Annotated in this window: 26 protein-coding genes; all 26 read left to right on the top strand. The window is 52.6% G+C overall.

The window, feature by feature from the left end; translation table 11 throughout:
• The first annotated feature begins 190 nt into the window (after nt 1–190).
• The 26 genes from HQN60_RS12565 to HQN60_RS12690 all read left to right on the top strand — a co-directional run bounded on the left by HQN60_RS12565 (nt 191) and on the right by HQN60_RS12690 (nt 21,810).
• Nucleotides 191–397, top strand: coding sequence for a hypothetical protein (locus HQN60_RS12565; protein WP_173531756.1), 207 nt, complete (start codon nt 191–193; stop codon nt 395–397).
• On the top strand, nt 394–1,119 hold the full coding sequence (locus HQN60_RS12570; protein WP_173533973.1) for a hypothetical protein: 726 nt from the start codon (nt 394–396) through the stop codon (nt 1,117–1,119). The genes HQN60_RS12565 and HQN60_RS12570 overlap by 4 nt, the downstream gene beginning before the upstream one ends.
• Nucleotides 1,116–1,655 carry a hypothetical protein gene (locus HQN60_RS12575; protein WP_173533974.1) on the top strand — a complete coding sequence of 180 codons (540 nt, stop codon included), beginning with the start codon at nt 1,116–1,118 and terminating at the stop codon, nt 1,653–1,655. The genes HQN60_RS12570 and HQN60_RS12575 overlap by 4 nt, the downstream gene beginning before the upstream one ends.
• Complete coding sequence (locus HQN60_RS12580; RefSeq protein ID WP_173533975.1) at nt 1,648–1,968, top strand: hypothetical protein; 321 nt, start codon at nt 1,648–1,650, stop codon at nt 1,966–1,968. Before HQN60_RS12575 ends, HQN60_RS12580 begins: the two co-directional genes overlap by 8 nt.
• A 2-nt stretch (nt 1,969–1,970) precedes the next feature.
• Nucleotides 1,971–3,914 (top strand): phage terminase large subunit family protein, encoded by a 1,944-nt coding sequence (locus HQN60_RS12585; protein ID WP_173533976.1) that lies wholly within the window; start codon nt 1,971–1,973, stop codon nt 3,912–3,914.
• A gap of 136 nt (nt 3,915–4,050) precedes the next feature.
• Nucleotides 4,051–4,518 (top strand): ECF-type sigma factor family protein, encoded by a 468-nt coding sequence (locus HQN60_RS12590; protein WP_173533977.1) that lies wholly within the window; start codon nt 4,051–4,053, stop codon nt 4,516–4,518.
• Between the two features lie 385 nt (nt 4,519–4,903).
• Nucleotides 4,904–5,101, top strand: coding sequence for a hypothetical protein (locus HQN60_RS12595; protein ID WP_173533978.1), 198 nt, complete (start codon nt 4,904–4,906; stop codon nt 5,099–5,101).
• Nucleotides 5,094–5,363, top strand: a complete 270-nt coding sequence (locus HQN60_RS12600) for a hypothetical protein (RefSeq protein WP_173533979.1) — start codon at nt 5,094–5,096, stop codon at nt 5,361–5,363. The genes HQN60_RS12595 and HQN60_RS12600 overlap by 8 nt, the downstream gene beginning before the upstream one ends.
• Entirely contained in the window at nt 5,363–7,018 is a 1,656-nt protein-coding gene (locus HQN60_RS12605; RefSeq protein WP_173533980.1) for a phage portal protein, read from the top strand. The genes HQN60_RS12600 and HQN60_RS12605 overlap by 1 nt, the downstream gene beginning before the upstream one ends.
• A 43-nt stretch (nt 7,019–7,061) precedes the next feature.
• Nucleotides 7,062–8,951 (top strand): phage major capsid protein, encoded by a 1,890-nt coding sequence (locus tag HQN60_RS12610; RefSeq protein ID WP_173533981.1) that lies wholly within the window; start codon nt 7,062–7,064, stop codon nt 8,949–8,951.
• 60 nt (nt 8,952–9,011) lie between these two features.
• Nucleotides 9,012–9,212, top strand: a complete 201-nt coding sequence (locus HQN60_RS12615) for a hypothetical protein (RefSeq protein WP_173533982.1) — start codon at nt 9,012–9,014, stop codon at nt 9,210–9,212.
• On the top strand, nt 9,209–9,481 hold the full coding sequence (locus HQN60_RS12620) for a head-tail joining protein (protein WP_173533983.1): 273 nt from the start codon (nt 9,209–9,211) through the stop codon (nt 9,479–9,481). The genes HQN60_RS12615 and HQN60_RS12620 overlap by 4 nt, the downstream gene beginning before the upstream one ends.
• A complete protein-coding gene (locus HQN60_RS12625) occupies nt 9,478–9,894 on the top strand; it encodes a hypothetical protein (RefSeq protein WP_173533984.1) in 417 nt (138 codons plus the stop codon). The genes HQN60_RS12620 and HQN60_RS12625 overlap by 4 nt, the downstream gene beginning before the upstream one ends.
• A 22-nt stretch (nt 9,895–9,916) precedes the next feature.
• Entirely contained in the window at nt 9,917–10,564 is a 648-nt protein-coding gene (locus HQN60_RS12630) for a phage tail tube protein (protein WP_173533985.1), read from the top strand.
• A 137-nt stretch (nt 10,565–10,701) separates the two neighbouring features.
• Complete coding sequence (locus tag HQN60_RS12635) at nt 10,702–11,028, top strand: phage tail assembly chaperone (RefSeq protein WP_173533986.1); 327 nt, start codon at nt 10,702–10,704, stop codon at nt 11,026–11,028.
• Between the two features lie 74 nt (nt 11,029–11,102).
• Nucleotides 11,103–11,375, top strand: a complete 273-nt coding sequence (locus tag HQN60_RS12640; RefSeq protein WP_173533987.1) for a DUF1799 domain-containing protein — start codon at nt 11,103–11,105, stop codon at nt 11,373–11,375.
• A complete protein-coding gene (locus HQN60_RS12645) occupies nt 11,368–16,014 on the top strand; it encodes a tape measure protein (protein ID WP_173533988.1) in 4,647 nt (1,548 codons plus the stop codon). Before HQN60_RS12640 ends, HQN60_RS12645 begins: the two co-directional genes overlap by 8 nt.
• Nucleotides 16,011–16,913 carry a hypothetical protein gene (locus HQN60_RS12650; protein WP_173533989.1) on the top strand — a complete coding sequence of 301 codons (903 nt, stop codon included), beginning with the start codon at nt 16,011–16,013 and terminating at the stop codon, nt 16,911–16,913. The genes HQN60_RS12645 and HQN60_RS12650 overlap by 4 nt, the downstream gene beginning before the upstream one ends.
• A complete protein-coding gene (locus HQN60_RS12655; RefSeq protein WP_173533990.1) occupies nt 16,913–17,500 on the top strand; it encodes a hypothetical protein in 588 nt (195 codons plus the stop codon). The genes HQN60_RS12650 and HQN60_RS12655 overlap by 1 nt, the downstream gene beginning before the upstream one ends.
• The gene (locus HQN60_RS12660; protein ID WP_173533991.1) at nt 17,497–18,357 is read left to right on the top strand and encodes a hypothetical protein; all 861 of its coding nucleotides are present in this window, start codon (nt 17,497–17,499) and stop codon (nt 18,355–18,357) included. Before HQN60_RS12655 ends, HQN60_RS12660 begins: the two co-directional genes overlap by 4 nt.
• Before the next feature lie 2 nt (nt 18,358–18,359).
• Nucleotides 18,360–18,815, top strand: a complete 456-nt coding sequence (locus HQN60_RS12665) for a hypothetical protein (RefSeq protein WP_173533992.1) — start codon at nt 18,360–18,362, stop codon at nt 18,813–18,815.
• A 71-nt stretch (nt 18,816–18,886) separates the two neighbouring features.
• The gene (locus HQN60_RS12670; RefSeq protein ID WP_173533993.1) at nt 18,887–19,204 is read left to right on the top strand and encodes a phage holin family protein; all 318 of its coding nucleotides are present in this window, start codon (nt 18,887–18,889) and stop codon (nt 19,202–19,204) included.
• A 10-nt stretch (nt 19,205–19,214) separates the two neighbouring features.
• On the top strand, nt 19,215–19,649 hold the full coding sequence (locus tag HQN60_RS12675; RefSeq protein WP_173533994.1) for a M15 family metallopeptidase: 435 nt from the start codon (nt 19,215–19,217) through the stop codon (nt 19,647–19,649).
• Between the two features lie 93 nt (nt 19,650–19,742).
• Complete coding sequence (locus HQN60_RS12680) at nt 19,743–20,276, top strand: hypothetical protein (protein ID WP_173533995.1); 534 nt, start codon at nt 19,743–19,745, stop codon at nt 20,274–20,276.
• Nucleotides 20,277–20,353: 77 nt separating this feature from the next.
• Nucleotides 20,354–21,652 (top strand): hypothetical protein, encoded by a 1,299-nt coding sequence (locus HQN60_RS12685; protein WP_254456627.1) that lies wholly within the window; start codon nt 20,354–20,356, stop codon nt 21,650–21,652.
• A gap of 2 nt (nt 21,653–21,654) precedes the next feature.
• Nucleotides 21,655–21,810 (top strand): hypothetical protein, encoded by a 156-nt coding sequence (locus HQN60_RS12690; RefSeq protein WP_173533996.1) that lies wholly within the window; start codon nt 21,655–21,657, stop codon nt 21,808–21,810.
• The last annotated feature ends 14 nt before the right edge of the window (nt 21,811–21,824 follow it).

Consider the following 21,824-nt stretch of genomic DNA (forward strand, 5'->3'; position numbering starts at 1 on the left):
ATTAGCTTTGTTAGATAAGTTAGACCAGTTAGACACCCGCGCACGTATACGCACACGCGAACACATTAATGATTGTGTTAATTTTATTAATCTCACATACACATAGCCTATCTAACACATCTAACGTGCCTAACATCATTATATAAAACAATGAGTTAGGCTAAAAAAATACGCTAACAAGGTGCTTAACATGTCTAACATTGCAAAAAATAGCCAAAAATCAAATCTGCGTGAAGCCATGCCCGTCACCACTGCTTTTATTGATGCCCTACGCGCCGCATTTGGTGCCGATGCCATCAACCCCAGCATCAAGTCGGGCATCAACGGCCAGCCGACGTTTTACGCCTCAGAAAACGGCATAGAAGTCGGCACCAAGGCCAAAAAGGTACAAGCATGAAAGTCACAATCACAGTCGATCAAGGCGCAATCAAAGCGCTGGGCGCTAATCTAGGCCGCAAAGTGCAACGCAGCACTGCGATTGCACTCACCAAGACCGCCTGGCAAACCAAGGCCGATGTTGTCGAGCAAATGAAAAGCAAAATCGACCGCCCTACGACGTTCACTTTGAATAGCCTAGTGGTGCGTCCTGCAAAATATGATCGCGGTAGCATGACCGCAAAAGTAGAGGCCAAAGACTGGCAAGAAAAATACCTACGCAATATTGTCAGTGGTGTTGGTGAATCAAAGCGCCACCTCAAACGCTTTGAGCTGGCCTTGCAAGCCGTCAACCAAATGCCACGTGGCTGGGTTGCCGTACCCGCCAAAGAGTTTGCCCTTGATGCCTACGGCGGCATGGGGCGCGGCATCTTAATGAAAATTATCAGTCAAATCGGCACCGAGCTACTCAGTGGCTACCAAAACAAATCAACCGACGCAAAAGTAAAAGCACGTAATCAAAAGCGCAACGGCACGTTCTTTGCCATGCAGCCCGGTAATCGCGAAGGCCTGCCACCTGGCGTTTATCAGCGTCGCCGATTTGGCAGCGGCTGGGGCTCGCGCATGGTGCTGGCCTATGTAAAACAAGCGCGATACAAGCCGCAAATCGATCTGGAAAAAATCGCAGAAAAAGCTGTTTCCGAACATTTTCAAACCGAATTTATCAAGGCGCTGCAATCATGACCCAACTCGTCACCCAAGCCGAATTCGCTCGCATGACCGGCTATGCCAAAAGCTATATCACCAAGCTCAAGCAAGCGGGGCGGCTCGTGATCATCGATGACAAAGTTGATGTCGCCGCCAGTCAAGCGCGCATTGCAGCAACCGATGGTGCCGCGCGGCCCGATGTGAGTGATCGCCACGCACAACATCGCGAAGGTATCGAAACAGAAGGCATGCCCGATGATATCCCCAGCGATATACCCAGCAAGGCCGCATCAGAAGCCAAAACCGCCCACTTCAAAGCCATGCAGTCAGAAGCCGACTATCGCTTGCGGATTGGTGAGCTGGTCGAAGCCAGCGAAGTGAGCCACGCCGTGGCCGATATCTCCATTTCTTTTCGCCAAGCACTGGAAAACCTACCCGCACGCATCGCCAGCGAGCTGGTCGGCAAGGACTTAGACAGCATCCGCGCCACGCTAAAAACCGAAATCCACGCCGCGCTATCCGAAATGGAGCGCAATTTTGATAAGAAGTTGAAGGAGATGAGTGATGACTGATCGTGAGTTATTAGATTCGGCGGCAAAGGCGGCTGGTATTGGGCCTTTGGATTGGGATTATCCTGCTTTAGAAGGGCATGGCATGTTTTTTGGGCCTAGGCTCCAAAGGCCAAAAGGTGTTGTGATGGCTGCAATGAATAAGTATTGGAATCCGCTAGCAGATGACGGAGACGCACTGAGCTTGGCAGTACATTTGCGAATGCTGGTCGATGCCGATGATTTGTCTGTGAATGGGATGTATTTTGAGTCTGGTGATGATCGTTTTGCCGCCGTGCGACGTGCAATTGTTGCTTGTGCAGCAGCAAAGGCCTAAGCATGCAAACCGCCAACGCCTTTAACCTTGCCTACCGCGCTGCGCGTCGTGCGGTTCGCCCTAAGCAATTTATTACCGTCTCTGAATGGGCAGATCAAAACCGCAAACTGTCCAGCGAGGGCAGTGCTGAGCATGGTGAGTGGAAAACCAGCCGCACGCCATATTTGCGCGAGATCATGGACGCACTGTCTGAAGACAGTCCTGTGCGCGAAGTCTGGTTTCAAAAGTCATCCCAAGTCGGGGGTACCGAGGCGGGATCGAACTGGCTGGGCTACATCATGGCACACGCCAAAGGCCCAGTCGGGGTCATCATGCCGACTGAAAAAGCCTTAAAAGACTGGTTTAGTCAAAAGTTCGACCCAATGGCCGAGCAAACCCCCGCTGTTCGTGACGTACTGGCCAGTCGAAGCAATAAGGGTGGCGATAATAGTGCCGAGCGTAAAAAATTCGTTGGCGGTATTTTATATGCCAAAACGGCCGGCTCAACGACTGACCTAAAATCGACCTCGCTACGCTATGCACTGGCTGATGAAGTTGATGAATATGACTGGTCTACATTGCAAGGTGATCCAGTTGAATTGCTTAAAGTGCGGCTCACCACGTTTCATGACCGCAAAATGTTCGGCGTATCGAGCCCAACGATCAAAGACGCAAGCAAAATCGAAGAAAAATTCGAGGGCGGCGATCAACGCCGCTATATGCTGGCCTGCCCACATTGCGGCGAACGCCAGTATTTACGCTGGGGCCAAGTGCAGTGGCGTCGTCTTGGAGAATACGTGCGGCAAGCCTGGTATGTTTGCGAACACAATGGCTGCATTATCGAAGAGCACGAAAAAACCGCCATGCTCGCCGGTGGTGTGTGGCAAGCGCACAATCCATCAGCCCCGTATCGCAGCTACCATATTAACGCCATCTATTCGCCCGTCGGCCTTGGCCTGTCTTGGGTTGAGCTCGCTAACGAATGGATCGCCGCGCAAGGCCTGCCCGAGAAACTGATGGTGTTTATGAATACCCGCCTCGGTGAAACATGGGCTGATCGCAGTCACGATCTTAAACCGAATACCTTGCTCGCTCGCGCTGAGCCTTACGACTTACGCACCATCCCGATTGGCTGCGTGGCACTCACTGCCGGCGTCGATACCCAAGATGATCGCTTAGAAATCCAAATTCGTGGCTGGGGCCGAGATAGCAAATCGTGGGTGATTGATTACCATATTCTGTATGGCAATCCAGCAGAAGAAAGCCTTTGGGATTCGCTCGCTGAATACCTTAACGGCGCGGAATTCGTTAATGCTTGGGGCAAAATCATGCGCCTCGAAGCATCGGCCATCGATACCGGTGGTCATCACACCCACATGGTGTATCAATTCGTGCGCTCACAGCGTGTGCGCCGCCCCATGGCCATCAAGGGCGCCAATACCACCGGCCGCGCCATTTTAAGTAAACCGACTCAGCAAGATGTGAACTGGAAAGGGCAAACCATTAAAAAAGGCGTGCAACTCTATACCGTCGGTGGCGATACCGCCAAGCACTGGCTGTATGCGCGATTAAATGCCGATACCGATAAACCCGCAGATGCGCGGTTAGAGCATTTCAGCCATGAGCTCGAAGCCAAATGGTACGACGGCCTAGTGTCCGAAGCCTTTAACCCGAAAAAGAATCGCTGGGAAATCAAAAAAGGCAAACGCAATGAGCCGCTCGATACCGCAGTCTATGCACTCGCGGCCAGTCATCACCCTGAGCTGCACATTCACAAATGGAAGCAGTTCGATTGGGATAAACGCGAAGCCATGCTGCAGCCGGCACACGTTGTTCCGGTCGAAGTGCCGCTGGATAAGCCCGATCCTGCTGCTGCACTCATTGCACCGCTCGCACCTTTGCCGCCTGCCAAGCCCAAGCAGCAACAACGCCCACGCCGCCAAGGGGGCTATGCTAAAAATTGGTAAGAAAAAAAGTTACTTTGTTGACACCGATTGTTATTTATTTATCAGAAATATCGAGTAAAATAAGTCAATAAAACAAAGTCTTGCCGTGTGGGATTGGACAAGACTAAGGAGTCTCTGGGGAATTACGGAGACGGGAATGCTGCTTATTAATGTAGACGCGCAATTAACCGCTTTGGCACAACTTAAAGAGCTCGAAGTTGAAGGTTCAGGTGGGTTTGCTCAAGCAAAGTACGGCGAAGTGAGCGGTGGTGGTCGTAAAGGTGCAATGCTGCCCAGTGGCTTGTATTACCAAGTCACCGTTAAAGGGCGTGATGATCGGGATTACACCTTTGATCGTAAAGATTTGGATTTAACCTTAAAACTGATTTTAGCGCTCCCTAATCCACAAGATCGGGAAGTGCTGGAACTGGTTTATTTGCGCTACGGCACAATGGTTGAAAAAGCAAAATTTATGGGGGTATCAAAGCAAACATTAAATTATCGCTGGCATTGCGCCGTTCAGCGGTTTGGCTTTCACTGGCAAGAACTCAAGCAAAGCCTACGTTTGCCACAAGGTACGGGTGTTATGGGTCGCTTTAAATCGGATTTGGCGGCAAATAATTAACAAAAAAACTTGACACTAATTTTTACCATCATCTATAGTGGTGCTACAGTGAACAAAGTTGCGTTCAGGTAGTTTAAAGAAAGCCCCTAGCAGAAATGCAGGGGCTTTTTTGCGTCCACTCGTTTGTTTTTGATCTGCAAAGGCCAGTGTTTTGGGTTTCAAGGCTCCCCAAGCCCCGCTCCCCAAGCGGCATTCCCAACTCAAAACACTGTCCTTTGCATGTCTGTGCAACCCAACCCTGATGCGCTGAGCACTTCGGTGCAACATGCCCAGGGCACGGCGGATTACCCCCGCCGTCCTCATTCTTTTCGCCTCGAAGGAGGTGATCCATTCAACCCGCCACTGTATCGCAGTTGGCGGGTTTTTTTATGCCCGGAGAATCGCCATGCGCCATGCGCCAATTCGCTTACTCGCTGCTTTGGCTGCCATTGCTTTTGCCAATGCCCCCCATGTGAATCTGCCGGTGGTGTCAGGCCATGATCGCCCCTTGCTCGCTACGGGTCGCGGTACCGCCAAGGTCAAACGCGCAGCGGCCAAGGTTCGCAATAAAAAACATCGCAACAAGGCAAAACACCATGGCTGACCCAATCCCCAGTGTGGACTTAGTGTTTGCACGAGACGCCCTCGCTGCCGCGCGCGCTGCTTATTTAAGCTATCAGCAAGGCGGTAATGCTGTTGTTCAGGAATATCGGATTGGGGGTGGTGGCGGTGCCGATCGCTCGATGAAATATCGCGATGGCGCAGATTTTCTCAAGCAGATCACCCACTGGCAAAAAGAAGTGAGAACTTTGGAAGCAGCAGAGGGCTTTAAACCTCGGACTGCTCAAATTAAGGTGCGCTTTTAATGTTCGACTGGATAAAAAAAACCTTTGGCTTGCGCAGTATGCCGCCTCCTGCGGCAAAGCGACTTTTTGCTGCCGCCAATACTGGGCGGTTAACCGCCAGTTGGGGCACCACACCCACCACCATTAACCAAGATTTACAGCGTGGCCTGCGCCAATTGCGCGCTCGCTCGCGCGATCTCGCACGCAATAACGACTACGCCCGTAATTTTGTACGGCTCTGTGTGCGAAATATCGTCGGGCCAGAAGGCTTTGGGCTGCAAGTACAAGCCGCCAGACCGGATGGCAAGATTGACACTGTCGATTCAAAAACCATTGCCGATGCATTTTGGCTCTGGGCCAAACGTGGCCAGTGTGACGTGACAGGCCAACACAGCTTACTCACGCTGCAGCGTTTAATTATTGAAACGCTGGTCAAAGATGGTGAGTGCTTAATTCGCCGTGTTAAAGGCAAGGGCGATTTCGGTTATCAGCTGCAAATGCTCGACGTAGGCTTGCTCGATGAAACGCTCAACACCGAAGCCGCTAGCGGCAATCGTATCGTGATGGGGGTTGAGCTCGATGAATGGGATAAGCCAGTGGCCTATCACATCAAACAAGCCAACCGCCTTGCGGGAGAACGCTTGCGAGTTTTAGCTGATGAAATCTGGCACTTGTTCTTACCCCTTGAAATCGGTCAACAACGCGGCGTGCCGTGGATGACCACCGGCATGATTCGCATGAATATGCTCGGGGGCTATGAAGAAGCCGCCGTCACGGCGGCGCGAGTCGGCGCGGCCAAAATGGGCTTTTTCACCCAAGACGAAACCAGCTCAGGCGGTGCCGCGCTCGGTGAGTACGAAGATGCCGCCCAAGCGGTGATTACCGACGCTGAGCCAGGGACGTTCGAGACCTTGCCCGTCGGCATGAAGTTTGAATCGTTCAATCCCGATTATCCGCATGCGCTGTATGGCGAATTCACTAAAGCGTGTTTACGCGGCATGGCAGCGGGCATGGGCGTTTCATACAACGGGCTCACTGGTGACTTGGAAAACGTCAATTACAGCTCGATTCGTGCCGGTTTACTCGATGAACGTGATGAATGGATGGCGCTGCAAAGCTGGTTAATCGATGTGTTTTTGGCGCCCATGTATTCCGAATGGTTGCCATTAGCGATTTTGTCGGGCCAGTTGGCCTTACCGATGAGCAAGTTAGCTAAATTTGACGCCGCTCGCTGGCAAGGTCGCCGCTGGCAGTGGGTTGACCCTAAGAAAGATATGGAAGCCAGCATTCTGGCTATCGAGAATGGTTTATCAACGTGGAGTGATGTGCTTACAAGCCTTGGGATTGATCCTGAAGAATTTAAGCAACGATTCCAGCGGGATATTAATGAATTCGGGCCACTCATTAAGCAAATGAAGGCGTTTTCTGGTGGAGTACAAGATGCAGTGGGGGGGGGCGACACACTGAAGTCGATGGCTGACACCTATGGGGTGTTGGTTCGTGCTGGGGCGGTAACGCCGCAAACAGGGGACGAGGAATTCATGCGTTCAGCGACAGGACTCCCTGCTGCGAGCGCTGAAGTTAAAACGGCTTGGCAAGATGTTGGCGGCGTAAGGCGTCCAGTTACCCTGGCTGTTGAGACGCCACCGCCACCCCCCGAAAAAACTGAATCTTAAACCACGCCCGCTGATGCGGGCGTTTTGACGTCTGGAGGTGCAGATGGCGAATAAAAAGCCAAACATTGCCCACCGCGCTTTTAGCGTGGTGCGCGATGCGATTGATACCGAGGCTCGCACCGTCGAGCTGGCATTTTCAAGTGAAGAACCATACGAGCGCTGGTGGGGCGTCGAGATTTTGGACCATAAGCCCGAATCCATTCGCATGGGACGGCTCAATAACGCCGCGCCGCTGCTGATGGATCACAACCTGCGCGATCAAGTTGGCGTCGTGGAGTCGGTGCGATTAGACAACAGCACTGGCCGCGCCACAGTGCGCTTTGGCCAGTCGCCGCGAGCGACTGAAATCTGGCAAGACATCGTCGATGGCATCCGCAGCAAGGTGTCAGTCGGCTACCTCATCAACGCTTATCAATTGGAATCCAAATCGGGCGAAATCGAAACCTATCGCGTCACCGATTGGGAGCCTTACGAAATTTCCATTGTGTCTGTCCCGGCCGACGACACCGTGGGGGTCGGTCGCAGTGCCGACGAATTCGATCCGCGCCCGCTGGCTGCAGAACGTGTGATCGAAACGGTGGCAACACCACAACCCGAAGTAAAAACCGACCTTATTAATTCAGTGGAGCAAAAACAAATGGAAGTAATCGTAGATCCAAACGCGGTACTGACCGCAGAGCGTAACCGCGTTGCTGAAATCAACGCGATTGCCAAGCAATTTGGCCATGCTGCTAGCGCGACCAAAGCCATTGCTGAAGGTTTGGGGGTGAATGACTATCGCGCCCTCGTGATGGATGACCTTGCCAAGCAAAAAGGGTCTGGTGTCGTACGCGCCTCAGAAAACGACGTGCAAACGGGCTTGAGTGATGCAGAAGCGGCGAGCTTTAGCTTCCGTAAATTGATTTGCAGCCTGTCTGATCCAACCATGGCCAAAGAGGCAGCCTTTGAATTAGAAGCTTGCCGCGCAGCAGCGCAAACCCGCAGCTCAATTGCCAAAGGCTCGGGGGCGCAGGTAAGCATTCCGCATGAAGTCATTATGCGCCAATTGGTTCGCCCAGCGATGAAGCGTGATTTGCTCGTCGGCACGCTGACAGCGGGTGGCCATACTGTACAGACTGATTTACAGCACGGCTCTTTTGTTGATTTGCTGGTCAATCAAATGGTGCTTGAACAGCTCGGCATTACCCGCATGACGGGCTTGGTCGGCAATGTGGCGATTCCACGGCAAACTGGCGGTGCCGCATGCTATTGGGTGGCTGAAAATGGCGCACCGACTGAGACGCAAGCCGCGTTTGATCAGGTCGCACTCACACCGAAAACCATCGCTGCATTTACCGAGGTATCACGCTTACTGCTAAAACAAAGTTCGCTAGACGTTGAAGCTTTTATTCAAATGGACTTGCAACGCAGCATGGCGCTGGGCTTGGATTTTGCAGCAATCAATGGTTCGGCAACGGGTAATCAGCCGCGCGGCATCTTGGCTACAGCAGGGATTGGTTCAGTCGCGGGTGGTGCGAACGGTTTGGCGCCAACTTGGGACAATATCGTTGATCTCGAATCAGCCATTGCCAATCTGAATGCCGGCAACGGCGCGTACTTAACCAACACCAAAGTGCGCGGCCGCTTAAAGAAAACCCAGCAATTCTCGGGTACCAACGGCACATCGATTTGGGACGTGATCGCGGGTAATGTCGCAGTATCAAATCAAGTGCCAAGTAACCTGACTAAAGGCACATCGAGCGGCGTGTGCTCGGCATTGATTTACGGCAATTGGGCTGACTTGCTGATGGGCCTGTGGGGCGGTTTGGATTTGCTGGTTGATCCATACAGCAACAGCACTACCGGCGCGGTGCGTGTGACGGCATTCCAATCCGCTGATTTTACCGTGCGCCACCCTGAATCATTCTCTGCCATGGTCGATGCATTGACCTAATTGTTTAACCGAAACCCGCCGCTGTGTCGCAGTCGGCGGGTTTTTTTATGGGGTGTTGCAATGAAACTGATTGAAATTTTAGAGGCATGCCTGATTGGCGGTCAGCATCATGAAGTCGGTGAGCAAGTCGAGATTTCCGACGATGAAGCTTATGTGCTGTCTAGCTGCAAGCGCGTGCGTTATGTCGATGCAGCTGCACCGATTAACGAAACGACTGTCGACGAATCAAATCCCGAAATCAAGGACAAAGGCGAAAAATGACCGAAAACCCCGCCGCTTTCTTGGTGGATTTCGGTGTGCCGATGACCTTTGGCGCAGTCGTGAGCAAGGTGATTTTTGATGAAGTCAACGCCGCTGCGCAGTTTGGTGGTTTCGCTGGCAAAAGCATCAGCATCACGTATGACCCCGCTGATTTTGTCGGCCTCGATGTGGGCTCACACGTCACGATCAATGCGCAGCTATTTGAGGTCATGAGTCCACCCGAAGGCGATGCGCTACTGCGCGTCAATCTGCAAAAGGTAACCCCATGACCGCATTGCAACGCATCCGCGACGCGCTCGCGGTTTTAACGCAATCCACGCTGCCTGGTGTACCGGTGGTCACGACTGAAGAAGCCGCTTTTGCCAATTCAGTCACTCGTGCGGTGGTGATTCAGCCGCTCGATGCTCAGCCGGTCAGTGGTTATCCAATGGGTAATCACGCGGTTGATCAGCCGTTCTCCGTCACTTTAATCGCGCGCGGTAGTGATCCTATCGCGCTGATCGAGGCGATGGACTCCGCGTTGTTTGCCGTCATCAGCGACAGCCGCCAATTAGGCGACGCTGTGAAATGGGAATGGCTGGGTGATCGTTGGGAGCATTCGCAAATGTCGGACGCCAACTACGCCATCAAGCGCGTGATTTGGAAAGCCACGTATCTGACCGAACGCGGTCGCCGTATTTAAATTTTATTCTTAGGAGCTTCAAATGGCTGATATTTATGTACCCGCTGGATCGAAAATCTTTATTCAATCGGCAATCACTGCCGCACAAAACGTCACGGCATTAACCATTGGTAAACCGTCTGTAGCGACCGCGCAAACCACCGCGCCAGCCAACGGCGACTACATTGCATTCAGCAATATGGTTGGCCCAAGCCAGCTCAATGATGGCTTAGTCAAAGCGGCAAATATCAACGGTGCGGCAAAAACGTTTGAGCTTAAAGACCAAGATACTACCGGCTATTCGGCGTTGGTCTCGGGCCAGATGCAAATCGTTACGCTGGGTACCGAGCTGACGACCGCCAGCGAGTTCAGCTTTAGTGGTGGTGCGCAGCAGTTTGCCGAATACAAGGTGCTGTCTGAAACCACCAAACGCAAAATTCCGACCGAAACCGACGGCATCGAAACCCAAGTGAAAGTCTTATGGGACCCGATGGATCCGGTGCAGATGCGCTTGCGTCAAGCATCCGACACGCGTCAAAAATTGGCGATGAAGATCCAATACCCCAATGGACTCGAAATGCTGTTCTTTGGCTATATCGGCTTTTCGGGTACGCCCGAAGGCAGTGGCAGTGAAGTCCATACCTCAACGGTGAGTATCACGCAGGCATCAGCACCGCGTTACACCAAGTGATCATCGATTGACATCTGCTGCCGCAGTGAGTGTTTAGTTATTTTGCTGCGGTCGGCTTTTGCCAGTTTATGGCATGGCTGACGCAGCAATTTTTAAGACTCGCGCGCGGGTCTTTATTCAAATTTAAAGGATTTTCAATGTTCAAACTCACACCAAAACCGACATTCAAAGCAAAAGTTGGCCTCACGATGCCCGGTCAAGAAAAGCAAGTCGAAGTTACGATTGAATTCAAGCATCTGCCGCGCCCGCAAGTGAAAGAATTCTTTGAGACGCTGGAAGGTAAAAAAGACCACGAAGCACTTGGCGAAATCATAGTCGATTGGGCTGGTATCGTAGACGATGGAGCAGCAGTGCCGTTTGATAGTGTGGCGCTCGAAACTTTGTGCACCAATTACCCAACCGCAGCAGCCGATCTATTTGTCGGTTTCCGCAAATCGTTTTTGGAATCGCGCGCAAAAAACTAAAACAGATCGCACAGGCGATTGCTCGGCCTGCGCGATCCACCGCCCCGACACTGCCACCTGGCTTGCCGCCTGACTTGGCCGCAGAGTATCTAGCCCAAATGCCCGCCGCCACGCCGACTGAAATCGACGTCTACCCCGAAAACTGGCTGGCATATCAGGTATTTATGGCGATGGGTACCCAGTGGCGTGTGGGTCTGAACGGTAAGACCGGCTTGGATTACAACATCATACCCATGATGGAGCGGCGCTTTAAAGTCGAGCCAGATCAATCTGATGATCTATTTGAAGCGCTGCAAGTGCTCGAGGTCGAAACCCTAACCATTTGGTCGGAGCAAAACAATGGCTGACAATAATGTAACCATCAAAATCAACGCCGACGCGGGGGGCGTAGAGCGTGAAGCGCGTAAGGCATCGACTTCGATTAGCGATATGGCGCGCGGTATGGCCGGTAGCTTCACTGGTTCAGCGGCCGCTGCGGCCAATTTAAATGGCAGTTTAGGCCAAATGGCCAATTCAGCCCGTGGCGCGTTTGATATTAAAAACATCGGTCTTTTTACCGCCTCAATGGTTGCTGCCGGTGTAGCTGCCGCTGGTTTAGCAGCTAGTTTTGGCATCGGCAAATTAGTCAGCGTCGAGCGTGAATTTGGCACGCTCAATGCCCAGCTTGAAACCGCCACCGGTTCGATCGATGCCGCCAAAGCCAAGTTTGCTGAATTAGAGGGCTTGGCTGGCACACTGCCCGAGTCGCTGCAAGACGTAGTCGGCGGCTTCGTCAAACTCAAAAACTTGGGTTTAGACCCTTCGTCAAAAGCCATTGCCAGCTACGCCAATACCGCCGGTGCACTGGGTAAATCACTTAATGAAATGATTGAGGCCGTCGCTGATGCGTCAACCGGTGAATTTGAGCGCCTGAAAGAATTCGGTATTAAAGCCAGCAAGCAGGGCGATCAAGTCAAGCTGACGTTTCAAGGTGTAACCACCACGGTTAAAAATAACGCCCAAGAAATCGAAGGTTATTTACGCAAATTAGGTGACGTTACTTTTGCGGGTGGCGCCGAAAAGCGCATGAAAAGCCTAGAGGGTGAAGTCTCTAATCTTGGCGATACTTGGGATGGTGTCTTTCGTAAAATCAACGGTGCGGGCGTCGGCAGTATGCTGGCGACAGGTGTCAATGAAATCACTGAAAGCTTAAAAAGTGCGGGGGTTGAATTAGAAAGCGCGGCTTCTAGCTTTAGTGGATGGGTGCAAGACAATGCCGATTCGTTGGGCCGTGTTTGGGATCAAACCAAAGGCTTAGTGGGTGATTTGTGGGATGCGGGCAGCGCGATTGCCAGTTGGGCGGCTGAAATCAATACTGCGCTGGGTGGTGCTGATGTGATGGCATTTACCATTTTTAGTATTCGGCTCGGTATTGCTGGACTGATTGACGGTTTCAATTTAGTTAACGCGACGGTTGTCGGTATGGGTGGGGTTTTGGTCGATGCGCTGGTTGCACCGATTAATGCCGCACTGCAAGGCATCGCCAATTTAACCAGTGGTTTTGCCAAAGTTTTATCCGCCGGCGCATCAGTGGCTAGTGTCACCGGCGCAGATACCATCGCAGCTGGATTTAATAAAGCCAGTGGTGCGGTTGGTAGCTTTAGCGTCGCCACGCTGGATGTGAAAAAAACCCTCGGTGGCCTTGGCCAAAGTGCGCGTGATTACGCTGATGGTGTGGTGGATTCATTTGGGCGTGGCGATACGGCAACGCAGCGGTTAATTAATGGCAGCGATCTGGCTACCGAAGCACTTAAAAAAACCGGCAAAGCGGCTGATGATGTCACTCAGCCAATTAAAAAAACCGCCGATGCATCCGATGCCGCCGCTAAAGCGATGAAACGCGCTGCCGATGCCGCTGAAAACTTCGGTGCCTCACTCAGTAAACGCCTCGCTGAAGACGGCCTTGATGAATTCGGCAAACTACGCCTCGAGGCCGAAAAAATCGCCGCGCCGCTTAAAAATGGCGCTGTTTTGTTGGGGGCTTGGAATACGCAGATTGATCGGTTAATGAGCGCTAAGTTGGCGCGTGAAGAGATTGATCGACTCAGCAAAGCCTTTAGCGATGCGGCCAAAAGCAATGCCGAATTAGTCAATTCGGCACGCGATGAGGCCGAGCAATTTGGTTTGAGTAAAGTACAGATTGCTGAATTGACGCTGGCCAAAAAAGAATTACTCCTCGTTGAAATGCAGCGCGAAGCCAATATGGGCGCGGGTATCAACAGCATGGACAACGAGCAGCAATTGCTCAAAGACCAAATTAAGGCAATGAAAGAAGCGCTTGGCTTTCAAAAGCAATTTGAAGGCAAAGAGATCACTGCCGAATGGATTAAAAACCAAGCTGACGCCGCGCAAAAAACCCGTGACGAATGGCAAAAAACCAGTGATAGCATCAGCTCATCGATCACCGATGCACTGATGCGCGGCTTTGAAGATGGCAAAGACTTTGCCAAAAACTTCAAAGACACGCTGGTGAATATGTTCAAGACTTTGATCTTGCAGCCCACGGTTAAAATGGGGATTCAGGGTGGGCTTAGTGCGGTAGGTTTAGGTAGTTTGGCAGGCACGGCCAATGCCAGTGCTGGCGGCGTTAATTTGGGTGGCATGGATTTAAGCAGTCTCGTCACTAAAGGCATCGGCGGTATCGCGTCTTTAGTTGGCGCTTCGGCATCTGGCATCGGCGGTATTGCTGCCGGTGCTTCGGTTGCTGGGCAAGGGGCGACACTCGCCGCCTCATCAATGGGCAGCTTGGCTTCATCACTCGGTAGCGTGGCCTCAACACTGGGCACGGTAATGCCTTACGTCGGTGTGGCCATCGCGGCGTATACCATGTTTAAAAAATTTGAGGGGGGCGAAACCCGCAGCGGTACTGATTTGGCGGTGGATGCAGCAGGCAGTGTGCGTAAAATCCAAGGCCCATCGGGCGGCGATTTCACCCAAGGCGGCGCAGCCAATCAGTTGTCGGCAATGGTCAGTAACGTAAACGGCATTTTGGCAGCCACCGGTTCGCAGCTCAAAGTCGCTAGTGGCTATGGCGCGCTCGAAACCAGTAAAAATGGCAAGGGCTTTGCGTATGCCGGCGGGGTGTTATCGAATGGCGTTGGTTTTGGGAATGTTGGCGACAACGAGACGCTGCGCCAAGTTGGACGCGGTAGTAAAACCGCAGAACAAGCCGCCGCTGAATACACCACACGGATTAATGATGCAATGGTGTCGGCTATCGCCGCCTCTGATGCACCTGGCGCGGTTAAAAAAATCATTGCTAACGGCGGCGCATCCGATGCCGTGATTGCCGCGATCGGTGAGCAAGCTAATGCCGTGGCGGGGTTTGGCGCGGTGATTGGTTTACTGCCGATGGCGCAATTGTCGGCATTAACGTATGACGCTAAAGCGGGTTTGCTGGGGTTTACTGGCGGTTTAGAAAACCTGACTGGCTCGCTCAAAACGTATTACGACAACTTTTATACCGACGCTGAAAAAACCGCCAATGTCACGCGCAATATGACTGATGCGCTGAACGCTGTCGGGGTGAAATTGCCCGAGACCCGCGAGGCGTTTCGGGCGGTGGTTGAGGCGCAAGATTTAACTACCGAATCGGGGCAAAAAGCCTATGCCGCTTTGCTGGGGGTGTCGGGCGCATTTGCTGAATTACACCCGGTGATTAATGCCGTCGATGAATCGGCCACCGCCGCCGCAGCGGCGCTCGAAATGCAAAATCGGGCGGCCAAAAGTGCGGCTGAAATTGCGACTGAGCGTTTTAATTTAGAGGGCCAGTTATTGGCCGCGCAAGGTAATACCGTCGCATTGCGTGAGCGTGAATTGGCGGTGATCAGTGCCAGTAATCGCGCTATTCAAAATCAGATTTATGCCTTGCAAGATCAAAAGGCGGCAGCTGATGCGGCGATGACCGCGCTGGAAAAGTCAGCCAATGCGGAGAAATTAGCCGCAAAATCGGCGCTCGATGGGCGTTTAGGTGTGCTGAACGAGCAAAAAAATGCTGAAGTTGCGGCATTTGAAGCGCAAAAGGCGATTATTGCCGCGCAAAATTCCGCGCGATTAGACATGGCCACCGCGCAGCTCGACGCACAAAAAGCCGCTTATCAAGCACAGATCGACGGGGCTAAATCGGCATTAAGCGCTTTGAAGTCAGTGTTTAATGGGATTCAATCGGCAATTGATCGCTTAACCGGCAGTCAGCAAGACTTGGCAGATGTGCAGTATGAGCAAGCCAAGGCGGCTGTTGCTGGCGCTTTGCAGTCGGCCAAATCGGGCACGTTTACACCGAGCGATGCACTCAATCAGCAGCTCGATGTTGTGAGCCGCATTGATGCCAATCGGTTTAGTAGTGCCGCTGATTTTGCTCGCGAGCAGTTAGTGACAGCAGGGCAGTTGCGTGAGTTAGGCAGCTTGGTGGACGCCAAAATCAGTACGGCGGATCAGCAGGTGGTGTTACTTGAGCAATCGATTGCCGCGATTGAGTCGCAAGGTCGCGACATGAAGGCGGCTTTTGAAGCCAGCGCCGCCGCGCAATTCAAACAGCTAGAAACGCAGCATAAAGACAATCTGGGCAAGCTTGATACGCAAATCGGGCTGGCGCAAAACCAATATGACGCTGATATTTTTCGGCTGGATGGGATTGTCTCTGCCGCCCGCGAGCAGCTTGAAATTGCAAAAGGCACATGGACCGAAACCAAGTCACTGAATGAATCGACGCAAGCTTTTAATGCGTCGCTCGCTGCTTTGCTGGCTCAGCAAGCACAGCGTAGTGCGGCCAGTGATGCGCGGTTGGCTGAATTGGCCGCACTCAATGCCGAACTAATCAAAGAGTTGCAAGGTTTACGTAGTGATCAAGCCGCGCAAAGCCGTGCTATCGCCGAATCCACGCAAAAAACCGCCAAGGTTTTGGCGCGCTGGGATGGGGATGGTCAACCTGAAGTGAGGGCGGTATGAGTTTAAAAATTGTACAGCCGATCAATCTTAGTGATGCCGCGTTAAGCAGCAGCTCAGTACCGGAAAATGACTATCCGGTATGGGCTGCTGCCACTGCGTATATCGTCGGGCAGCGGGTGATCCGCACACAAACGCATCGGATTTATGAGCGTGTGGCCGCGGGTACCACCGCTGCTTTGCCCGAGGTGGACAAGCTCAATTGGATTGATGTTGGGCCGACTAATCGCTGGGCGATGTTTGATCAAGTCAACAGCACTAAAACTGTCAAGGCGGGGTCGATTGTGGTTGAAATCACCCCCGCCAAGGTCGTCAACACGGTGGCGCTGCTCAATGTCGAAGCCGAAACCGTACTGATTGAGTTGATTGATCTGGTCGATGGCCTGGTATATAGCCGCCAAATCCAAATGCTGGATAACGGCATTGTAACCAGCTGGTGGCAGTGGTGTTTTGCCCCCATTAAGCGCAAAAGCATGGTGATCTTAACCGACTTGCCTGCCTATGGTACCGCCAAAATTCGGCTGACCATTACCAATTCGGCAGGCAATGTCACGCTGGGTACTGCGATTGTCGGTGCGCAAGTTGAATTTGGTGAGGGCATCGAAATGGGCGCCAAAGCTGGCATTCAGGATTTCTCGCGCAAAGAGCGCGATCAGTGGGGCAATTTTGTGCTGACCGAGCGCAATTTTGCCAAGCGCGGTGTCTGGCAAATGAAGGTACTCAATACCCAAATCGACGGCCTAATGGACTATTTATCCACGCTACGCGCCAAGCCGTGTTTATGGATCGGTGCCGAACAATATAACGCCACGGTGATTTATGGCTTTTTTAAGGAGTTCGATATTGTGATCGCCTACGCCAATTTAAGTGAATGCAATTTAGAAATTGAGGGGTTAACTTAATGCCAGTTCCTGTTATTCCCGCTTTACCTCCAGCACCTTCGCGTGCCGATTCGGGCTCGGTGTTTGCAGAAAAAGCCGACGCCCATGTTGCCGCATTGGCTGGGTGGACCGCTAAAGCCAATGATCTGGGTGCTTACATCAACGCCGCAGGCGAGCAGGTCGCCACCGATGCCGCAGCGGTCGCAGCGCAAACTGATGCCGTGCAGTCTGCTGCCGCGCAAGCCAGTGCCGCCGCCGCTGCCGCGCAAGCCGCCGCTGGTTTACCGCCCACGGCGCAATTTGGTCAAGTCATCCACACCGAAGGGCAGACGAATATCATCAACGCCAGCGTGCAGCTGCAAACGGGCCGCGCGTATGAGTGCGACACCTCAGCCGCCGCTTTTAGCGTTCCCTTGCCGCTAAATCCAAATGTCGGTGACTTTGTTTGGCTGAATGATCATTTAGGTACGTTCGCAAAAAACAATTTAACTGTTTTGCGTAATGGCAAAAAAATCCAAGGCAAAAGCGAGGATTACATCATGGATCTGAATTACTTAAATAATCAGCTGACCTATATCAGCGCCAGCCACGGATGGGCGATTAAATGAGAGCTAGCGCACTATTTGGATCGGGCGGCACGCCCCGTGCATGCGGGCAATTGCCGCCATTTGGTAGCGGCCAATTCATGGTGTTTTTCAAAACCACACCATTCGTTATCCCTGCTGGCGTTTCGTCGGTTCGAGTCCGTGTTTTTGGTGCGGGTGGCGGCTCGATTGTTGGTGGCGCTGGCGGTGGTGGCGGTGGTTTCGCGATGGGCGTATTCGATGTGGTCGAGGGTGCAAGCCACACCGCGACGGTCGGGCTTGGTGTAGTGAGCGGCACAGGCGGCACATCCAGCTTTGGTGCGCTGATTTCTGCAACTGGCGGCACGGCGGGTACGGCGACGGTTGGCGGTACGGGTGGCGTGGGTATCGGCGGCGATTTTAGAGCCAATGGCGGTAAGGCTGGTAACGCAAACGGTTCAGGCGGTGGTGGTGCAGGCTCGCAATTAGGGCGTGGCGGCAATACCGGTAATGGCGTTTGCGGCGGCGGCGGTGTTTCGCCAATGGGTGATGTGGCGGCGGGGGTAAGTACTGGCGGCTCTGCGTTTGGTGGTACAGATGCACACGGTAATTACAATACTAGCAGCCCAACAATCAGTAATCTATATAACGCACCGGCTGTAAATTCAGGGTTTTTGGGTGATTTTTTAGGTGGTGGTGGTGGCAATGGCAATCAAGTAACGGGTGGTATTGGTGGTGGTGGCAGCGGCGGTATTGGCGGCTATACGCAAGGCGGATTAGGTGGCGCCTTTGGCGGTGGCGGTGGTGGCTCAGTTAATGGCTCTGCTGGTGGCATAGCCGGTGGCTGTGGCGGAAATTTTCCGTCCAAGGGCGGCGAAGGCCTAATTGTTGTGGAGTGGTGAGCATGAAAGCACTAATCGAAAATAACGCTGTTGTCGCGGCATCAAATAATCCAGACCAAGACTTTCACCCGATTCTGGCTGCTCAATTTGTCGTGGTACCTGAGTTTGTTCAGCAGGGTTGGCGGCAGATCAATGGTCAATGGTCTGAGCCGCTGGTAAACGTATTGACGTGGGATAACGCCAGTCGAGCGTATTTCCACATCGACATTGGTGCGTTTTACGACCGATTCGGTAGTCGTAAATTAGGCATTCTGTCGAGCACTGATCCGCTGGTCATGGCTGTGGTACGTGACACTAGTGTGCGCCAGTACATCGATCTTAAAAACCCTGACGTATCAGCAGGCGTAAATGCCTTGGTTTCAGTTGGCTTGTTAAATGAAGAGCAGGCCTCGGCGGTCATGAATTTAACAACCCAAGACAACGAGCGTTTTGTTAAGGGCTTGCCACAGCCTGAGTAGTTGCCATTGCAAAATCAATAGCCCGCCAAACTAATGGCGGGTTTTTTTACGCCCTTCAAAAAGGAATCGGCATGCAAGAAGAATTGAAATCGTTTTGGGAAACCCTAGCGCTACTGTTCGTTGTTGGCGCCATTGTGCCGATTGCTCGGGCACTCGCCAGTGCCGCACCGGACAACTGGCGCATGGTGCTGGGGCGTGCGGTGCTTAACGGCATTTTGAGTGTGTCGGCGCTGGTGGTGTTGTTGTGGTTTTCGCCGCCATCGCTGGCATTAGTCGGTGTGGCGTGTGCCCTGGGTACGCTGGGCCAGTCGGGCGTCGAGCATTGGGCGCGTTTATTTAGCGAAAAGCGCGGCTGGATTAAATCAAGCACCGACGATGCAGCTCAGTAAAGGAAAAATCATGTCTAGTCGTGAACTTAAAGATTTACACGCAAGTATTCGCACGCTGGCAGCGAAATTTGTGGCTGAAGCCAATGCCACTTTGCAGCAGCAAAATCCAGCGCTCGAGGTACGTTTGACTTGCACTTGGCGGCCACAGTCTGAGCAAAACGCTTTGTACGCACAGGGCAGAACTAAGCCTGGGCCAAAGGTGACGTGGGTGACGCAAAGCGCGCATAACACCGATTTACCCGACACGCCCGATGGTGATGCTGAGGCGCTCGATGTGGGCGTGTTTGAAAACGGCAAATACTTGCAAGGCAACACCGCGCGTGAGTTGGGCTTTTACCTGCGGCTCGGGCCAATTGGTGAGCGCTATGGTCTGGTATGGGGTGGGCGCTGGCAAACGCCTGATTACCCGCATTATGAGCGTAAAGAATGGCGGACTGCTAAATAATCCACAGCAGCGGTGGGTAAGCCCAGTAAATCCAAGCCAAAAAGCTTGGGTTTCTGGGCTTTGCACTGTGTTGCACAAAAAGGTATCGAACGAATGTTCAATTTAATTCCTGAAAAATACCGACTTCTAGCCCTAGGGCTATTGCTGCTGTTTTTCTTTGCCGGTGGTTTGCGACTGGGTTGGGTGCTATCGGCTAACAGTAAAGATGCGGCAGAGCTAAAAACCGTAACAAAGGTAGCAATCAAGACGGACAAAAAACAGGCGTCAGCAACTAAAGCGGCGGTGGCCAACGCCAGCGCTATCGAGCAAACGCGAGTCATTTACAAAACAATCACTAAAGAGGTGGTGAAATATGCGCAATCTAAAAATGCGGCCGATTCGAGTAAAACAATGGCTAGTGGTGTGTGCGATCAGCGTTTGGATGCTGAGTGGGTGCGCATCCACGACCTTGCTGCACGTCCCGACATCGCCGCCAGCGCACCTAATGAATTATCCGAGCCAGTTGGAAAAGCTGACGCCCTCGGCGTCATCGCCAGAAACTACGAAACTTGTCAGCAATGGCGAAACGAGATAATCGGCTGGCAAAGTTGGTGGTCAAGTCAAACAGAGCCGCAATCTGGCAATTAACCGTACAAGTTACGGTTTTATTTTACATAAAGGTGGCGTGTATTACTGCGCCGCTGTAATTAGACAAAGGGTTTGATATGACTCAAAAGCTCACCGCCGCGCAAACTCGCGCGATTACGTTTTGGAATAATCTCGAAAAGTACCCCTTAATCGGCGATGTGGCCACAGCGTTGGGTGTATCACGTCAGGCGCTGGAAGCGATTCGTTTACGCATTCGCGCCGTTGACCCCAAGGCTTTAATTGATCGACCGCGTGTGGCGCCACAAAAAAAGCTTGAAGCGGTGAATGATCCAATAGCACCGGTTGCGCCGGCTGCACCGATTGTGCCGGGTGCGACGGTTGATGCGGAAGTGCGCACGCTGCGCGCCCAAATCAAAGCCATGCAGACCGAAACGCTCGACGCCGATTTTATCAAGCGGCAAATCGTCAAGCTGGCTGAAACCAGTATCGAGCCGCCGAACTGGCTAGTGAATGCGCCGCAAGAAGAAGGCTCTTTGGGTGTGCCGACGCTATTCGCGAGTGATTGGCACTGGGCAGAAGTCGTTGATCCCCGCCAGATTAACGGCTGCAACGAATACAACCTCGAGATCGCCCATCGCCGCGCTAAAGCGCTGATCGATAAAACCATTGGCCTGCTGCGTAACGAGTTCACGCGGCCTTGTCATCAGGGTATTGTCTTCGCGCTCGGTGGTGATATGGTCTCTGGCGATATACATGATGAATTAATGGCAACCAATCAATGCGAAATCATGCCGACGGTCATCGATCTGCTAGAGATTTTAGCCTGGTGCATTAAAACGCTAGCCGATGAATTCGGCGCGGTCTTTGTGCCGTGTGTGTCCGGCAACCATGGGCGCAATACGCATAAAATTCGCGCCAAAGGGCGCAACTTCACCAGCTTTGACTGGCTGACGTATGTGATGCTCAGCAAGCTATTCGAGAACGATAGCCGCGTGACGTTCCTGATCCCTGACGGCCCCGATGCGTATTACCGCGTATTTGGTACCCGTTACCTGCTGACGCACGGCGATCAATTTCGTGGCGGCGACGGCATGATCGGCGCACTCGGGCCAATCTTGCGCGGCGATCATAAAAAGCGCGGCCGTAACGGACAAATCGATATGAGCTACGACGTGATGCTGCTCGGTCACTGGCATCAATATATCCACCACCAGCGCGTGATCGTGAATGGTTCGCTCAAAGGTTACGATGAATACGCCTTCGCGAATAACTTCGGCTTTGAGCGTGCGCGGCAAGCTTTGTGGCTGACGCACCCAAAACACGGCATTACATTCCCATTCGCAGTCAACGTTGACGACAACCAAGGCGAAATCGTTACCGACTGGGTGAGCGTGCCAGACGCACAAGCGGCATAGCGATGTCAGAAACCGAAGCTGAAGCGCTCGATATTCGCCTGGGCGAATTGATTGCTCTTGATCTAAAAGGCGAACTAAAAGACCTCGAAGAGCTGATCCAATGCGCGAGTGATTGGCATCAGTTTTGGCGGGGGATATTGGATATATACCAAAAATAGTGATGGTGGGTTGG

It is taken from the genome of Deefgea piscis (assembly GCF_013284055.1).
Lineage (GTDB): Bacteria > Pseudomonadota > Gammaproteobacteria > Burkholderiales > Chitinibacteraceae > Deefgea > Deefgea piscis.

Bases quoted from the DNA above. Each gene is read 5' to 3' on its own strand.
- HQN60_RS12565 (WP_173531756.1), top strand. From the start codon at position 191: ATGTCTAACATTGCAAAAAATAGCCAAAAATCAAATCTGCGTGAAGCC.
- HQN60_RS12570 (WP_173533973.1), top strand. From the start codon at position 394: ATGAAAGTCACAATCACAGTCGATCAAGGCGCAATCAAAGCGCTGGGC.
- HQN60_RS12575 (WP_173533974.1), top strand. From the start codon at position 1,116: ATGACCCAACTCGTCACCCAAGCCGAATTCGCTCGCATGACCGGCTAT.
- HQN60_RS12580 (WP_173533975.1), top strand. From the start codon at position 1,648: ATGACTGATCGTGAGTTATTAGATTCGGCGGCAAAGGCGGCTGGTATT.
- HQN60_RS12585 (WP_173533976.1), top strand. From the start codon at position 1,971: ATGCAAACCGCCAACGCCTTTAACCTTGCCTACCGCGCTGCGCGTCGT.
- HQN60_RS12590 (WP_173533977.1), top strand. From the start codon at position 4,051: ATGCTGCTTATTAATGTAGACGCGCAATTAACCGCTTTGGCACAACTT.
- HQN60_RS12595 (WP_173533978.1), top strand. From the start codon at position 4,904: ATGCGCCATGCGCCAATTCGCTTACTCGCTGCTTTGGCTGCCATTGCT.
- HQN60_RS12600 (WP_173533979.1), top strand. From the start codon at position 5,094: ATGGCTGACCCAATCCCCAGTGTGGACTTAGTGTTTGCACGAGACGCC.
- HQN60_RS12605 (WP_173533980.1), top strand. From the start codon at position 5,363: ATGTTCGACTGGATAAAAAAAACCTTTGGCTTGCGCAGTATGCCGCCT.
- HQN60_RS12610 (WP_173533981.1), top strand. From the start codon at position 7,062: ATGGCGAATAAAAAGCCAAACATTGCCCACCGCGCTTTTAGCGTGGTG.
- HQN60_RS12615 (WP_173533982.1), top strand. From the start codon at position 9,012: ATGAAACTGATTGAAATTTTAGAGGCATGCCTGATTGGCGGTCAGCAT.
- HQN60_RS12620 (WP_173533983.1), top strand. From the start codon at position 9,209: ATGACCGAAAACCCCGCCGCTTTCTTGGTGGATTTCGGTGTGCCGATG.
- HQN60_RS12625 (WP_173533984.1), top strand. From the start codon at position 9,478: ATGACCGCATTGCAACGCATCCGCGACGCGCTCGCGGTTTTAACGCAA.
- HQN60_RS12630 (WP_173533985.1), top strand. From the start codon at position 9,917: ATGGCTGATATTTATGTACCCGCTGGATCGAAAATCTTTATTCAATCG.
- HQN60_RS12635 (WP_173533986.1), top strand. From the start codon at position 10,702: ATGTTCAAACTCACACCAAAACCGACATTCAAAGCAAAAGTTGGCCTC.
- HQN60_RS12645 (WP_173533988.1), top strand. From the start codon at position 11,368: ATGGCTGACAATAATGTAACCATCAAAATCAACGCCGACGCGGGGGGC.
- HQN60_RS12650 (WP_173533989.1), top strand. From the start codon at position 16,011: ATGAGTTTAAAAATTGTACAGCCGATCAATCTTAGTGATGCCGCGTTA.
- HQN60_RS12655 (WP_173533990.1), top strand. From the start codon at position 16,913: ATGCCAGTTCCTGTTATTCCCGCTTTACCTCCAGCACCTTCGCGTGCC.
- HQN60_RS12660 (WP_173533991.1), top strand. From the start codon at position 17,497: ATGAGAGCTAGCGCACTATTTGGATCGGGCGGCACGCCCCGTGCATGC.
- HQN60_RS12665 (WP_173533992.1), top strand. From the start codon at position 18,360: ATGAAAGCACTAATCGAAAATAACGCTGTTGTCGCGGCATCAAATAAT.
- HQN60_RS12670 (WP_173533993.1), top strand. From the start codon at position 18,887: ATGCAAGAAGAATTGAAATCGTTTTGGGAAACCCTAGCGCTACTGTTC.
- HQN60_RS12675 (WP_173533994.1), top strand. From the start codon at position 19,215: ATGTCTAGTCGTGAACTTAAAGATTTACACGCAAGTATTCGCACGCTG.
- HQN60_RS12680 (WP_173533995.1), top strand. From the start codon at position 19,743: ATGTTCAATTTAATTCCTGAAAAATACCGACTTCTAGCCCTAGGGCTA.
- HQN60_RS12685 (WP_254456627.1), top strand. From the start codon at position 20,354: ATGACTCAAAAGCTCACCGCCGCGCAAACTCGCGCGATTACGTTTTGG.
- HQN60_RS12690 (WP_173533996.1), top strand. From the start codon at position 21,655: ATGTCAGAAACCGAAGCTGAAGCGCTCGATATTCGCCTGGGCGAATTG.